The following is a 13,094-nucleotide window of genomic DNA, read 5'->3' on the forward strand; positions in this document are numbered from 1 at the left end:
TACGTCCTCTTGAACCCCACCGCATCCGCCATCCCCTGCGGCTTCCACTCCCCATCCACCACGAGCTGCTTCCCATCCGCCGACGGTGTCCGCCGCTCGTTCAATTGCGACCCATCGGCGTACTGAGCCTCCAAAGGGCCGTCATTCCGGCGAAAGCCGGAATCCACTGCGACCACGTTTCAGGGCTGCGGCGATGCGGCGACAAATGGGTCGTCGCCGTGGATTCCGGCTTTCGCCGGAATGACGACATGTGAGGGGTGCGGTCAACTAATCCCTCACTGCAACCCCACGTACGTCCTCTTGAACCCCACCGCATCCGCCATCCCCTGCGGCTTCCACTCCCCATCCACCACCAGCTGCTTCCCATCCGCGGACGGCGTCCACCGCTCATTCAACTGCGACCCGTCCGCGTACTGAATACTCACCACCACGCTCCCACCTTCCCGCCGCGCACTGGCCATCGCGTTCCCGCTCAACGTCTGGCGCTTCACCCCATCCAGCTTCACTTCCAGCTGCTGACCGTTGTTGAGGCGCACCTGCACGCTTTTGTCGTCCTGCGTCACCAGCAGCACCGAATCGCTGGCGAGCGTCGGAGGGAGCGGGGCGCTGCCGCGGAAGTCCTTGGCCTCATCCTTGTCTTTGTCCTTGTCGCCGCTGCCGTGGTCACCGCCCTTGCCGCCATGACCGCCGCCATGGCCGCCCATGCCGCCACCACCACCACCCATGCCGCGACCGCCGCCGTGATGCCCACCCGGGCCATGATCGCCGGGTCCGCCTGCCGTGGAGGCTGGCGCCGGCGCGGCCTCTTCACCACGCGCCACCGCCTGCAACTTCGCGCGCACCACGTCCGCGCTATCGCTGTTGCGGTCATCCAGACGCCAGGCGCCGGCAATGTTGAGGGGTTTGGCGTCCTGGGCGTGGAGCGCGAAGGGCAGGGCAAGGGCGAGCAGGAGGACGGGAAGCTTGTTCATGGGAAATCGACCTGGGCGGGCGCGGGCCCGCGTAAAAACGAAGGGGAATGCCATCTCATGACGCGCCGGCGACGCTGCGGTTGACACCCTGCCCGCAAGACATTCCACCCGGGTCGCAGTGACCATCGTCAGGCGTCGGCGCCTCGACCCGATGGCATACTCGGGTTTCTGTGTAACCGGAGTCGCCCCATGCGTCTGCTTTCTGTCCTTGCCGTCGGTGCGTTCGCGCTGCCGCTGGCCGCTTTTGCCGCCGATCCGCATTCCTACGCCCAGCCTGACCAGGTGCGCGTCACCCACCTCGATCTCGATCTGAAGGTGGATTTCCCGCACAAGCAGCTCGATGGCCTGGCCACGCTGAAGCTGGACTGGAAGAACGCCAAGGCGCAGGCGCTGGTGCTCGATACGCGTGATCTCACCATCAGCAAGGTCGAGGGCCTCGACGCCAGCGGCAAGGCTTCGCCGCTGAAGTTCACGCTCGCCGAGCGCGACAAGCAGCTGGGCAGCAAGCTCACCATCGATACGCCCAAACAGCCGGTGCAGGTGCGCATCACCTACACCACCGCGCCCACCGCGTCGGGCTTGCAGTGGCTCACGCCGGAGCAGACGGCGGACAAGAAGCTGCCCTTCATGTTCTCGCAGTCCGAATCCATCCACGCGCGCTCCTGGGTGCCGCTGCAGGATTCGCCGGCCATTCGCTTCACCTACAAGGCCCACGTCACCGCGCCGAAGGATGTGCGCGTGACGATGAGTGCGATCAATGATGCCAAGCATCCGCTCGACGGCGATTTCAGCTTCGAGCAGCCGCATCCGATCCCGTCGTACCTGCTGGCCATCGCCGCTGGCGACATCGCGGTGAAGGAAACCGGCCCGCGTTCGGCCGTGTATGCCGAGCCCAGCGTGGTCGGCAAGGCCGCGCACGAGTTCGAAGACACCGAAAAGCTGATCGCCGCCACCGAAAAGCTCTACGGCCCGTACGCCTGGGGTCGCTACGACATCCTGGTGCTGCCGCCCTCGTTCCCGTTCGGCGGCATGGAAAACCCGAACATGACCTTCGCCACGCCGACCGTGCTGGTGGGCGACAAGAGCCTGGTCTCGCTGGTGTCGCATGAGCTGGCGCATTCGTGGTCGGGCAACCTGGTGACGTCCGCCGCGTGGCGCGACATCTGGCTCAACGAAGGTTTCACCACCTACGTGCAGGGCCGCATCACCGAGGCCGTCTACGGCAAGGCGCTGGCTGACGAAGAAGCCCTGCTGTCGGCGCGCGCGCTGCTGAAGGAGCTGCCCACCATGGCGCCGAACGCCCAGCGCCTGGCGCCGGAGCCGCGCGGCATCGACGCCGACGACGCGCTGTCCAGCGTCGCCTACGACAAGGGCTCGTGGTTCCTGCGCACGCTGGAAACGCGCTTCGGTCGCGAAACCTTCGACAACTACCTGAAGGGCTATTTCGCGCACTTCGCCTTCCAGAGCATCACCACCGAGCAGATGCTCGATTACCTGAAGGCCAATCTCTTCGACAAGAACCCGGGCAAGATGAGCTGGGACGAAGTGAAGGCCTGGGTGTACCAGCCGGGCGTGCCCAAGAACGCGCCGCTGCCGGCCTCGCCGCGCTTCGATGCCATCGACGCCGCGCGCAAGTCGTTCCTTGCCGGTTCGCTGGACGCCACCAAGCTCGACGCCAAGGGCTGGAACACGCAGGAGTGGATGTACTTCCTCGACGGCATGCCCGACGTGGCCCCGCTGGACAAGCTCAAGGCACTCGATGCCGCCTGGCACCTCACCGGCACCCCGAACGCCGAGATCGGCATGCGCTGGTACAGCCACGCCATCGCCGCCGGTGACAAGGACGTGTGGAATGCCGCCGCCGAGCACATGACCCGCATCGGTCGCCTGTACCTGACCATGCCCCTGTATAAGGCCTTCGCCCGCACGCCGGACGGCCTGGCTTTCGCCAAACAGGTGTATGAGAAGGCCAAGTCGGGCTACCACCCGATGACCCAGGAAGCGGTTGAGCGCACGTTCGCCAAGGCCGCCAAGGGCGACAAGCCGGCGAAGTAATATGCCTGTCAGATGGCGCGGCGACCTTGATCGCCGCGCCCATCGACCCGACATGCTCTGACCCATCTGACGAATCGTGCCCATGCCGACACCGACCACGCCTTCCACGCGCCCGCTCTGGCAACGCCTGCTGTTCCGCCGCCTCAAGTTCCTTGCCGTGGTGGTGGTGATCATCGGCCTGCTGCTCGGCGGCAGTTACCTGCTGGCGCCGCAATGGCTGATCCAGGCCGACGTCGCGCGCAAGGCGATGGCCGCCCACGTGGAAAAGCACTCGGTGCAGGTGGGCGATACCAAGTGGTCGTACTACGAAGGCGGTCAAGGCCCGACGCTGGTGATGCTGCACGGTTTCGCCGCGGACAAGTCCGTCTGGCTGGAACAGCTGCGCATCCTCAGCCAGCATTTTCACGTGATCGCGCCGGATCTCCCGGGCTGGGGTGAATCCACCCGCATCGACGGCGCGAGCTACAACATCGACATGCAGGCCGTGCGCTTCGGCGAATTCGTCAACGCGCTGCGCCTGCAGAAGTTCGTGCTGATCGGTCATTCGATGGGCGGTGCGATCGCCGGCGTGTATGCCGCCGATCATCCCGAACACGTCGCCGAGCTGGCGCTGATCGATTCCTTCGGCCTCAAGGCCAATGAGAACGACTTCTCGCGCGAAGCCCTGTCCGGCAAGAACCCTTTCATCTTCGACAACCGCGAGGAATTCGCCCGCGCCACCGCGCTGGCCTTCACGCATGTGCCGAAGATTCCCGGTCGCTTCATCGACGTGCTGATCGAGCGCAACCAGCGTGATCGTGAGTTCCTCAACCGCACCTTCAACGAACTGCGCGATCCCTCGCAGTACCTCTCGCTGCAGCATCGCCTGGATCAACTGGAGATGCCGGTGATGGGCCTGTGGTGCCGCGATGACAAGATCATCGACGTGTCGGCGATGGATAACCTGCGCAACGGGCTCACCCATTCCGCCGCCATCGCCAGCACCACGCTGAGCGGCTGCAACCACATGCCCATCCTGGAAAAGCCCGAAGAAACGGCGCGCATCCTCACGCAGTTCGCTTTGTCGCACTGAGTGTTGCGCTTGGTGGGACCGCTCGCGTTGCTCGCTGTGAATCCGGCGGCTGACGCCGCCTGTGAACAGTGAACGGGAAAAGCAGAGTGCAAGTTCGCTCCGGCACGCTCTTACCTGTTCACCGTTTACAGCGAAGCGCAGCGAGCGGCTTCACAGGGCGCGTAGCGCCCGGCCTTACCACCTAAGGAATGCGAGGCTATGAAACAGCTGGTGGTGATCGCCTTTGTTGCCCTGTTGGTGGGCGTGCACTGGTATTTCCGTACGCGCGCCGATAAACCGGTCAGCGCCGTCGAGCGCGGACTCGCTACCGGATGGCTGTGGGTGCGCCGCATCACGTGCTTCTTCGCCGCCGCGGTGGCCTTGCTCGGCGCGTTGTCGCTGATCGCGCACGGCATCCTGACGGATGTCGACATGATGCTCATCATCGGAACCGTTCTTTTGCTGGCGCTGGCCGCGCTCTTCACGCACTGGGGCGTCTACGGCATGGGCGTGCGTCGCTACGACACGCGCGACGACCGGCCGGTGCATGAGGCCCGGGCGAAACGTTACGGCTGGCGCCGTTCCTGAGAACGGTTATCGGTTGGCGCATCCGCCTGGACGTCTAAACCGCCTCGCGCCAGGGCCGCCGCGTATTGGCCCCAATGCCCCATTGCATGCCACGACACTTTCTGCTTCCCTACGTGCTTGCCTCAACAGGGGAGGCAACAGGGGACAACATGTCGTGGGTTGAATCGGAGTCCAATGCGACGCCGCTGGCTGGGTCGTCGCGGCAGCCATGGGCAACCATGGCCGAACGCGTGCAAGACGCGGATGGCAGCCATGAGTTGTTCGAGGAGATTCGCGTATGGCGAAAACTCGATGCACATCGCATGTGGCTTTACCGGTGCCTGAAAAACCGTCAGAGCGGCCATTACGCCGTGCAGGGCCGGGAGCGTGTGTACACGCCGGAAGGCGGTGGCCGTGTCGCGCACCTGGCGCATCACTTCGTCACGCTCGCCGGACATACCTCGGCCAGTGAACACTGCAGTTGGCATGACACGCTGGAAGCCGCGATCGAGGCCAACGATGCCGCGCACGCCTGATGCGATGCGTGACATCGCCATCGCGCGTGCCCCGCGTCCCAAGCGCTGATGTGGCGGCATAAGGACATGGTGGCGCAATCGGCATCCATCGGCGCAACGCAGCTGGATCGTTATTTCGCGCGCGACATCTTTCCAAACTTCCCCTTCCGCAATCGCCACTGGCTGGCGGTGGCGTTCGATCGCCAGGCGTTTCCCTCGCGCATGCCGCGCTGGTTCTTCGACCTGCTGGTGCAGACCTATACGCCCACGCGCGCACCCATCAGCATCTACGCGCGCAACCCCGACGGCACCGAGCCCGCCTGGTGGCGCCACGACGTTCCGCTGGAATGGTCGGCGTACGAATCGGTGGTGACAGGCGAGAACAGCACGGCCGAATTCCGCATGCTCGATCCGCTGGGGCGCTGGGCCTGCTGGAGCACGAATGAAGTGACCGTGTGGGGCGGCGAAGCCGAAGACATGATGATCATCTACGAGCGCATGGGCGGCCGTGATCGCGTGCGCCAGTCCATGTTCAACAGCCTGCACGCCTATGCGGCGCATCTGCCGTCGCTGGCGAAGTACGTCCGAGGGCTGGTCGACGCGGCCGGGCGCGAGTAAGCCGCGTCAGTCGGCGACGTCGGCGACCAGGCGATCGAGTTCGGCTTTAAGCATCGAACCGTTCTGCCGCAGCCAGTCGCGCTGTTCTTTCCAGTCCGGATAAATCGATGCCACCTGCGCCCAGAAACGCGGCGCATGGCTGCGTACGCGCAGATGGCACAACTCGTGCGCCAGCACGTAACGCAGTGCTGCCGGCGGGGCGAGCGCCAGGGCGAGATCGAGGTTGATGCGATCGCGCGTGTCCAGGCTGCCCCACAGGCTTTTCATGGAGCGGATCTTGAGCGCGGTAGGTGCGAGCCCGAGTTGCGGCACGAACGTCGCCATCCAGCGCGCCACGTCGCGACGCATCAGGTTTTCGAAATACGAGGCGAGCAAGCCACGCGCCACCGGCAAGGCACGCGTATGCGGACGCGGGATCACCAGCGTGAGGCCGCCTTCGAATGGTTCGACTTTCGGATACGCGCCTTCGGCCCAGGTGAGCGTCGTCGGTTCGCCGCGCAACGGAAACTCAGTGTCAATGCCCAGCCGCAACGGCGGCAAGGGTTGCGACACCAGGTTCAGTTCGTCGAGTTTCTTTTCCAGCCAGTCGGCATGGCTGCGCAGGAACGCACTGACCTGCGCCGGATGCGTGCCATGCGGATACGTCACGCGCGCGCCCTTGGGCGTCACGGTCAAACGCAGGCGACGCGCACGCGGGTGCGCTGACTTCAGCACGCGGATCGTGTTGCCGCTTGCTGTCGCCAATTCCAGCCAATCGCCTTCGAGGTGCTGCGCCATGCTCTTGCCCTGATCGGTGCGACGTCCGTACGTCGCCATTCTCCGCTGCCCAATGTGGGGGGATCATGCAGGCTTCGCAAGTCGGACAGGTGACGGTGAAATACCCGGATATTCAGTGATTTGCGTCCCGTGCCCGCCAGCCATGCGGGCTGGCGGGCCAGACCTCGAACGTTTCGAGGTGGGTTCAGGCTCGCGCCCGTTCAGGCAGCGGCTGTCGCAACCCGGCGGAGACGCATGGGTCCGCTCAGAACGCCAGGTTGAGGCCCACGTTGATCCAGCGCGAAAGCTCGCCATCGCGACTCTGCCCCACCAGGACATCGACGCTGTTGTCCTTGAAATAGATGCGCACGCCGGTCTGCGCGACGTACCCATGTCCGACCGGGCGCAGGTATTCGGCGAGCAGGCCCACCTGCGAACTGGCGATGTACTCGACACCCGCGCCGATCAACGGACGCACGTGATCGGACCGCGTCCAGGCCAGGCCCACGTTCACGTTGGCCTGCCAACGCTGCGCGCGGTCCAGCGGGCCACTGAAAGCGACGTACGAATCAGCGAGCTTGCGCCTGCCGTCGTCGAGCGTCGCCGTGGTTGCCCAGGCCGCACTGATGCCGGTATCGCCGCCATCGTGGATGAGCCACTTCACGCCCGGGCTCAGTCCATTCCGGTTGGGGCGAACCTGCCGACCCAGGCCCAGCGAAAACTCGACCGTACCGATGCTGCACGCCGGCACCGTCCAGCCCGCCAGCGCCCCACCCTTGAACGACTGCAACCAGCTCTCGAGCTGGCAACGCCCGGCGGGCGTGATCGTGGCGTCGTCCACGACATAACTACCACCCGATGCCTGCGCATCGAATGCCATCAGCAAGCTTGCCGCAAGACAAACGGCAATAGGAAAAAACTTCAGCGTCATGCTTCCTCCCAACGCGCAAGCGCGAGGAAAACAAGGAAGGCAACTCACGAATGTGAAATGCCGATAGCCAGCAAGGCTATCGATGCACCATGACGGCACGACAACCTGCTAGCGGCGGAAAAGGCTCGGGCTAGGGTCGTCGTCCATGCGGTGGCTCGGGGGTGCGGAAAGTGGGCGCATTGTCGGTGGGTTGGGTGGGATGGTCAATGTGCAGTGGCTGGATGAACCAGGGTGTCGTGGGCCGCTGTGCCGGGCCTGGATGCGCCCTCGATCACCGCCGAGCGATTCGCAGCGTCTGCGAGGTAGATGGCCATCTGTTCGAGTCGAATTCGCTGGAACACCAGCGCCAGCGCCATCCAGTAGCCAATAAACAAAGCAGCGACGACGAGGAGATCAAGCCAGCCGTACTTAGCTTCATGCACGTAGCTCTTCACCTGGATCAGAAGTGCACCAACCAGCGGAAGTACGCCCAGCTTCTCGATGGCACCCAGCATGATTGGCATGCGATCTTTCATTCGCTCATGCCGTCCGCGCGCATAGCTGGCTAATGTAGAGAGCGTTTCAGATGGGTAACTGCATAGCCACGAAATCAACGCTTCGTGGTGAATGCGATCAAAATCCATTTGATCGGCCAGATCGCGGCGTTCGGCAGAAAAGCTGGGCAAACGCGGTCGCCTGACGATGGGAAACAAGGCGATACCAAGCGAAACGATTTCGATAACCACCAACACGGCGCTTATTCCGATACTCCATCGCTTACCAAAGATTGGCCAGTTCAGCAGACCAATAGCCAGTACGGCACTGACGCCGCCAATGACATAAGCGAGTATTTCGCGTCTGGAAGTCTTTGTGCTGACGCTCGGATGTTCCGGCAACCCCTCAATCCGCTCATTCAACAACGCAAACGTAAGCTCCCGTCCGTCCATAGCCGTTCCCCCTGAAGTCCCGGCGCCAGCATACGCCAACCTTCCGCCCCGCCTTCACGCACCCATCAACACCCCCCTGAAATGATCCCAACCGAACGCAAGGGGGTCACTATGAGCGCGCCAACTTTGACGCCGGGCCACTACTTCCTGCTTGATCAGCTCTACTGGCTGCCGGGTATCGCCGTGGAGACATCGGATCAGGCGCTGTGCCACGACCTGCAAGCGCATGGTCTGGTGCGGCCGGGGGCCAATCAGCATTGGGAACTCACCGCGGCGGGTCGACAGACCGTGCAGGGTGATGGCGTGCTGGTGGCCTGAAGGCGCCGCGGGCTGACGCGGGAGCGTTGTGCTCCCGCGCCCTGATGCACCCTAGAATCCGCGCAAGTCATCCACGGGCATCGCGAGTCGGCTCTTTCCCGTGATCCGTTGCAGCGTCCGCGACACCACCTCGACGTTGTTGTCGAAACTGCCGTGGCTGGCGTTGATGGGGTTCTTGCCGTCGCTGGTCATGGGCACCTTGTCGGTGTCGACGACCAGCGTGCGCTTGCCAAGGCCTGCTTCCTTCACGGTCTGGCGCCAGTTCGCCAGCGCTTCGCCGGTGCTCGCCGAACCATCCCAGTTAGTGAAGGCCGGCTTGGTGGTGTTGTCCATGCCAAGGATGGGCGTGCGCACGTCCATCTCCAGTGCGTCGGACACCATGTACAGCAGCGATTTGCGATAGATCTCCGCCACCTGGTCATCGCGCTCGTTCTTGTCCGACAGGATGTCCATGTAGGTGTTCTCCAGCAACGCGTCATGCGGTGCGAAGTGCTGATTGGCGAACTGCACCGTGCACGCGGGTGCGTAAAGGTGCAGCGACGTCGCCAGTTTCTCCAGCCCACGGAAGGCGAGCAGATCCAGCAGCCAGCCGAGGAAGATCGAGCCGGCCGAGTGACCGACCAGATGCACTTCGAGCTGGTCGCCCCAGGTCTTGTAGAGGTTCTGCAGCGCTGTCACCAGCAGATCGCCACCACGCGTCGGCTGGCCCACCCATTGCGCGTTCTCCTTCATCTCGGTCCACACCGGCCGTGCGAAGGGGCGACCGATCGTGGATTCGATCAGGGCATCCGTCGCATCGGTAATGGCCTCGCGAATACCCGACGCCGGGCCACCCCGCCGGAACTTGTCGACGATGATGTCGCCAATGGATTCGAGCATGCCGGTTTTCCAGATCATGAACAGCGGATAGCACCCGTTGCCCAGGAAATACGGCCCCATGGCGCGCGTGCGCGTGATGGCATCGTCTTCGCTGTTGAGTCCGCCGTGCGCGTAGATCACCAGTCGCTTCTTGTCGCCCGGTTGTGCGCGGAACCAGGCGTCCGGCAAGGTGCACGCCTGGTACTGCAGGCTTCGCGTCAGGGCGTCCTGCGGCAAATACCGATTGACGCGCGCGTCATTGCCCAGCACTACGCCATGCTCGTAAGCCGCCGTGACATCCCACCAGCGCGACTTGTCGATGCCGGCCCTCGCCACGGCCTTGCGTCCTGCCGCATGCGCGCCGAACAACACGCCGGGCACGCCCATGGCGAATACCCACGCATCCATCGCATTAGCGAGCCAGTCGGCGTAAGTGAGGATCGCGAAGCCGCGCGCGCCCCAGTCCTGGCCCCAGGAGTTCTGCACCACGAAGCCATGCTCGTTGAAGCCGACCAGCGCAAAGGCATGGCCATCTGTGTGCGACGCCCGGCCGTCGAAAGCGATCTGCGGTACCGACGCGTGCCCCGTGACCCTGCGCACCGTCGCCACGTTCTGCCATCCCTCGTGGGTGTTGGCCGAGACATAGACCGCGCCCACTTCCTGGATCGCCGCCTGGATATCCGTGATGCTTTGCAGGTCGATGCGGTAGTACACGCCAAGCGTCGTACGCGTCGCGTTCTGGATGTAGCCGAATTTCGGCGGCTCGCTGTCGTTGGCGGTGTACGGCCAGTCGTCTTCCATGCAGACGCCGTTGTAGTACCAGCCTTTCAGTGCGCCACGACAGCTGGAACCTTCGTAGTTCTCGCCCGCGTACTCGTCATAGCGCCGCGCGAAGTTGTACAGCATGCGCGGGCTCACCGACGCCATCTTCTTGGGGCAGCCGCCGCGCACCCAGCGCAGGAAGTTGATGACGCAGGCAAGGCCAAAACCGGTGCACGCGCCTTCCTGCCCCTGGTCGAGTACGAGGCCCGCCGTGCAGTACCCGGTAAGGTGCAACTTTACTTTCTCATCTGTCGGCCACTCGAAGTTGAGGCTGGCCGGAGGCGGCATGTAAGCGCGGTCGCGCAAGTCCACCGGATCCTTGCCCGCCGTGAACTGCCGCGCCGCGGTGGCCCCTGCGGTGGCAAAGGCCGCCTTGGCCGCCGCGCCACGCCGGCGCGTACCGCCGGCGCCCACGCTGGCCTGCGGCCATACGGTGTCGGCGCGACGGAAGACATCGCGGAACTTGTCCAGGCCGTAGGAGCCGCCGTTGACGAGGCTGCGCGCCTTCGCATAGTTGCCGGCTGCGAGCGCCTTGCGCATCGCGTCGGCGTGATCGGCAAGGAACACCGCCAGCAGGACGGCGGCCACCTCGGCCCCCAGCGCCAGGTCGGGGTTTGCTTCGATATCGATGCCGATCGTCGCGCTGTACGTGTGGTAGTTGTCGCGTCCCGTGAGCTGCACGAAACCGCGACCGCGGTAACGCGCCCCCTCGCCCAGCGCCTTGTTGCCCAGTCGCCCGTCATACGCGCTGAACGGCGCCATGCCGGGCTTGGTGTTGTACTTCGAGGGAAACTCCGGGATCGGCACGAAGCCTTCGGTCTCGGCGCGGATGGTGCCCATGGCCGCGACGATCATCGGGCGATCCGTGAGCTTCGCGCCGCATAGCGCCGCCGCCACATAGGGCAGGAAGCGTGCGATGTTGGACGGCTTCGTCTCCGGGAACAGCTGGCGCACGGCATCGACCGTGAGCGGCACGGATGGCGCGGGCAGGCTCACCAGGCCGAGCAGGCTCATGCAGTACGGTCCGATCACGCCGTCGGCCTGGATGCCGACACCCGACTGCCAGCGCCGCGCCGCGGCATCGACGTCGGCGTCGAACAGATCACCGCCTTTGGCCAGGCCGGGAAAACTTTCCGCGACGGCACCGAGCTTGCCTGCCAATGCCTGGCGCAAGGCCGGCACCATCGCGTGTTGCATGTCCTTCATCAGAATCGTCAAAGCCATGACGCTCCCTCCTCACCCAAAACCGTGGCTAATGTGCGGCTTGCAGGTCCCACAGCGCCTGCGAGTCGTCCCAGAAAATCGCGTAACGCGCATTGCTCTTGATGCGGTAGTACACCGCCGGTTTGTTGCCGGTCTGCATCCAGAACAGGCACTCCATGTCCAGTTGATCCGCCGAAAGTCCGCCGCAGCCGAACTCGCGCGTGTCGTTGGCGTCGAGCGCCTGATTGGTCCACGCCTGGTCGGGCGACTTCATCGCGAAGCTGACACGCATCGCGCTATCGAGATTGGAAATGCCTACGTCACCGATCCGCAGGCTCATGGTGTGCTGCGTCCCGGGCGGCAGTGACATGGCGGCGGGTTCCCTGAACTTCGCGGCGAGCTGGGCGAAGTGCGTCGGTTGTGCGGCGGCGTGCTGGATCGCAGTGGTCGCCGAGAGGTGTGTCGCCGCAGTGGCGGTGGGATGGGCCACGTACGGCATGGCGGCGAACTTGTTGGGCTTCTTTGCCGACGATGGCGTCCCTGGCGGCGCCTGCGCGGGTAACAAAGCGGCCTCGCCCGCGCCGGCCAGCTGCGCCTGGTCCGACGGCATGCTTTGGTCCCGTGCGGGCGGTGGTGCGGGCGCTTCGTCGGGTGGTGGTGGTTGCGGTGCGGGCGGCGCTGTCGGTGCCGGTTCCGCCTGGGCCACCGTTGCCGCGGGGGCAACGGCGACGGGCAGGGGTGCCGGCGGCGGCGCCTTATCCGGCGCCGCTGCCGTGGCCGCTGCCACCGGCTCTGCCGGCGCCGGCGTCGCCTGCGTGGTCTCACCCGCATCCTGGTGCGAGCATGCCGCGATCCCAACCGCCATGACGACCAGCCATGCGTGTTTCATGAGGCTTCTCCTGTACCACTCGCCGCTGGCCCGGGTTCGGGGCTGGAGCGGCGCCCCAGCACGTAACCGGCGATCGTGCCGAACAAACCCAGGCCCGGTGCGATGGATTGCGCGTCGTATCCGGCGGAAATCAGGAACAGCGTGCCGGTGACGATCAGGTTGATGCCGAGCAATTGCAGGATCTCGAACGAGCTGCGTCGCGGGGTGCGCAGCAACAGGTACTGCACGATCAGCACCAGCGTCCCGAAGCACAGGATCACGATGGACAGAAACTGCTCGCGATCCGTGGTGAACGAGTGCTCGCGCCGTGCCTGGTCGCTCATGGCCTGCGGCGAACGTGGCGCGTTGGGCGTGGCAGCGGGTGCCGTGGCCGGCACGGTGGCGTCCGGCGGTGCAGCGTTCGCGGGTGCACTTTGCCCGTGCACTGCGCCGCCCGCCAGCAGGGCGGCGAAAACAAACACCAGGCCCATCAACATGCGTCGCACACGGGCTTGCACTGCATACGTCATGGCATGCCTCCACCGCGCCGGTTCGTCACGCGCCACGCGCGTGCCGTCAGTCGTCGTCGTGGTTAAGGAGCCTCGGGCGGAGAAGTGTGGACGAGAAAGTCGCGC

Annotated in this window: 14 protein-coding genes; 7 read left to right on the top strand and 7 right to left on the bottom strand. The window is 64.8% G+C overall.

Features of this window, described 5'->3' with window-relative positions; translation table 11 throughout:
* The coding region (locus EYV96_RS18855; protein ID WP_205746154.1) for a hypothetical protein at positions 1-254 on the top strand (254 nt) is incomplete at its 5' end.
* A gap of 21 nt (positions 255-275) precedes the next feature.
* Here EYV96_RS18855 and EYV96_RS10875 read toward each other — a convergent pair.
* On the bottom strand, positions 276-971 hold the full coding sequence (locus EYV96_RS10875) for a hypothetical protein (RefSeq protein ID WP_131151592.1): 696 nt from the start codon (positions 969-971) through the stop codon (positions 276-278).
* Positions 972-1,160: 189 nt separating this feature from the next.
* Between EYV96_RS10875 and EYV96_RS10880 the strand changes: the two genes are divergently transcribed.
* The 5 genes from EYV96_RS10880 to EYV96_RS10900 all read left to right on the top strand — a co-directional run bounded on the left by EYV96_RS10880 (position 1,161) and on the right by EYV96_RS10900 (position 5,777).
* A complete protein-coding gene (locus EYV96_RS10880) occupies positions 1,161-3,026 on the top strand; it encodes a M1 family metallopeptidase (RefSeq protein ID WP_131151593.1) in 1,866 nt (621 codons plus the stop codon).
* Positions 3,027-3,108: 82 nt separating this feature from the next.
* Complete coding sequence (locus EYV96_RS10885; protein WP_131151594.1) at positions 3,109-4,098, top strand: alpha/beta fold hydrolase; 990 nt, start codon at positions 3,109-3,111, stop codon at positions 4,096-4,098.
* Between the two features lie 198 nt (positions 4,099-4,296).
* The gene (locus tag EYV96_RS10890) at positions 4,297-4,665 is read left to right on the top strand and encodes a hypothetical protein (protein WP_131151595.1); all 369 of its coding nucleotides are present in this window, start codon (positions 4,297-4,299) and stop codon (positions 4,663-4,665) included.
* Positions 4,666-4,814: 149 nt separating this feature from the next.
* The gene (locus EYV96_RS10895) at positions 4,815-5,180 is read left to right on the top strand and encodes a hypothetical protein (protein WP_131151596.1); all 366 of its coding nucleotides are present in this window, start codon (positions 4,815-4,817) and stop codon (positions 5,178-5,180) included.
* Positions 5,181-5,246: 66 nt separating this feature from the next.
* Entirely contained in the window at positions 5,247-5,777 is a 531-nt protein-coding gene (locus tag EYV96_RS10900) for a hypothetical protein (RefSeq protein ID WP_131411399.1), read from the top strand.
* A gap of 6 nt (positions 5,778-5,783) precedes the next feature.
* Here EYV96_RS10900 and EYV96_RS10905 read toward each other — a convergent pair whose 3' ends face one another.
* The 3 genes from EYV96_RS10905 to EYV96_RS10915 all read right to left on the bottom strand — a co-directional run bounded on the left by EYV96_RS10905 (position 5,784) and on the right by EYV96_RS10915 (position 8,390).
* On the bottom strand, positions 5,784-6,554 hold the full coding sequence (locus tag EYV96_RS10905; RefSeq protein ID WP_131152422.1) for a M48 family metallopeptidase: 771 nt from the start codon (positions 6,552-6,554) through the stop codon (positions 5,784-5,786).
* Between the two features lie 244 nt (positions 6,555-6,798).
* Complete coding sequence (locus tag EYV96_RS10910; protein ID WP_131151598.1) at positions 6,799-7,464, bottom strand: hypothetical protein; 666 nt, start codon at positions 7,462-7,464, stop codon at positions 6,799-6,801.
* 203 nt (positions 7,465-7,667) lie between these two features.
* Entirely contained in the window at positions 7,668-8,390 is a 723-nt protein-coding gene (locus EYV96_RS10915; RefSeq protein WP_131151599.1) for a hypothetical protein, read from the bottom strand.
* Between the two features lie 111 nt (positions 8,391-8,501).
* On the opposite strand from EYV96_RS10915, the gene EYV96_RS10920 reads away from it, so the two are divergent.
* Complete coding sequence (locus EYV96_RS10920; protein ID WP_131151600.1) at positions 8,502-8,708, top strand: hypothetical protein; 207 nt, start codon at positions 8,502-8,504, stop codon at positions 8,706-8,708.
* Positions 8,709-8,759: 51 nt separating this feature from the next.
* On the opposite strand, the gene EYV96_RS10925 is transcribed toward EYV96_RS10920, so the two are convergent.
* Genes EYV96_RS10925 through EYV96_RS10935 form a run of 3 tightly spaced genes read right to left on the bottom strand, consistent with a single transcriptional unit; the run spans position 8,760 to position 12,989 of the window.
* Positions 8,760-11,612, bottom strand: a complete 2,853-nt coding sequence (locus EYV96_RS10925) for a C1 family peptidase (RefSeq protein ID WP_131151601.1) — start codon at positions 11,610-11,612, stop codon at positions 8,760-8,762.
* A 28-nt stretch (positions 11,613-11,640) separates the two neighbouring features.
* A complete protein-coding gene (locus EYV96_RS10930; protein WP_131151602.1) occupies positions 11,641-12,480 on the bottom strand; it encodes a hypothetical protein in 840 nt (279 codons plus the stop codon).
* Positions 12,477-12,989, bottom strand: a complete 513-nt coding sequence (locus tag EYV96_RS10935; RefSeq protein ID WP_131151603.1) for a hypothetical protein — start codon at positions 12,987-12,989, stop codon at positions 12,477-12,479. Before EYV96_RS10935 ends, EYV96_RS10930 begins: the two co-directional genes overlap by 4 nt.
* Between the last annotated feature and the right edge of the window lie 105 nt (positions 12,990-13,094).

The organism is Dyella terrae (assembly GCF_004322705.1).
In the GTDB taxonomy this organism is placed as follows: Bacteria; Pseudomonadota; Gammaproteobacteria; order Xanthomonadales; family Rhodanobacteraceae; genus Dyella_D; species Dyella_D terrae.

Excerpts from the sequence above, each read along its gene's own strand:
- EYV96_RS10875 (WP_131151592.1), bottom strand. The coding sequence starts at position 971 with ATGAACAAGCTTCCCGTCCTCCTGCTCGCCCTTGCCCTGCCCTTCGCG.
- EYV96_RS10880 (WP_131151593.1), top strand. The coding sequence starts at position 1,161 with ATGCGTCTGCTTTCTGTCCTTGCCGTCGGTGCGTTCGCGCTGCCGCTG.
- EYV96_RS10885 (WP_131151594.1), top strand. The coding sequence starts at position 3,109 with ATGCCGACACCGACCACGCCTTCCACGCGCCCGCTCTGGCAACGCCTG.
- EYV96_RS10890 (WP_131151595.1), top strand. The coding sequence starts at position 4,297 with ATGAAACAGCTGGTGGTGATCGCCTTTGTTGCCCTGTTGGTGGGCGTG.
- EYV96_RS10895 (WP_131151596.1), top strand. The coding sequence starts at position 4,815 with ATGTCGTGGGTTGAATCGGAGTCCAATGCGACGCCGCTGGCTGGGTCG.
- EYV96_RS10900 (WP_131411399.1), top strand. The coding sequence starts at position 5,247 with ATGGTGGCGCAATCGGCATCCATCGGCGCAACGCAGCTGGATCGTTAT.
- EYV96_RS10905 (WP_131152422.1), bottom strand. The coding sequence starts at position 6,554 with ATGGCGCAGCACCTCGAAGGCGATTGGCTGGAATTGGCGACAGCAAGC.
- EYV96_RS10910 (WP_131151598.1), bottom strand. The coding sequence starts at position 7,464 with ATGACGCTGAAGTTTTTTCCTATTGCCGTTTGTCTTGCGGCAAGCTTG.
- EYV96_RS10915 (WP_131151599.1), bottom strand. The coding sequence starts at position 8,390 with ATGGACGGACGGGAGCTTACGTTTGCGTTGTTGAATGAGCGGATTGAG.
- EYV96_RS10920 (WP_131151600.1), top strand. The coding sequence starts at position 8,502 with ATGAGCGCGCCAACTTTGACGCCGGGCCACTACTTCCTGCTTGATCAG.
- EYV96_RS10925 (WP_131151601.1), bottom strand. The coding sequence starts at position 11,612 with ATGGCTTTGACGATTCTGATGAAGGACATGCAACACGCGATGGTGCCG.
- EYV96_RS10930 (WP_131151602.1), bottom strand. The coding sequence starts at position 12,480 with ATGAAACACGCATGGCTGGTCGTCATGGCGGTTGGGATCGCGGCATGC.
- EYV96_RS10935 (WP_131151603.1), bottom strand. The coding sequence starts at position 12,989 with ATGACGTATGCAGTGCAAGCCCGTGTGCGACGCATGTTGATGGGCCTG.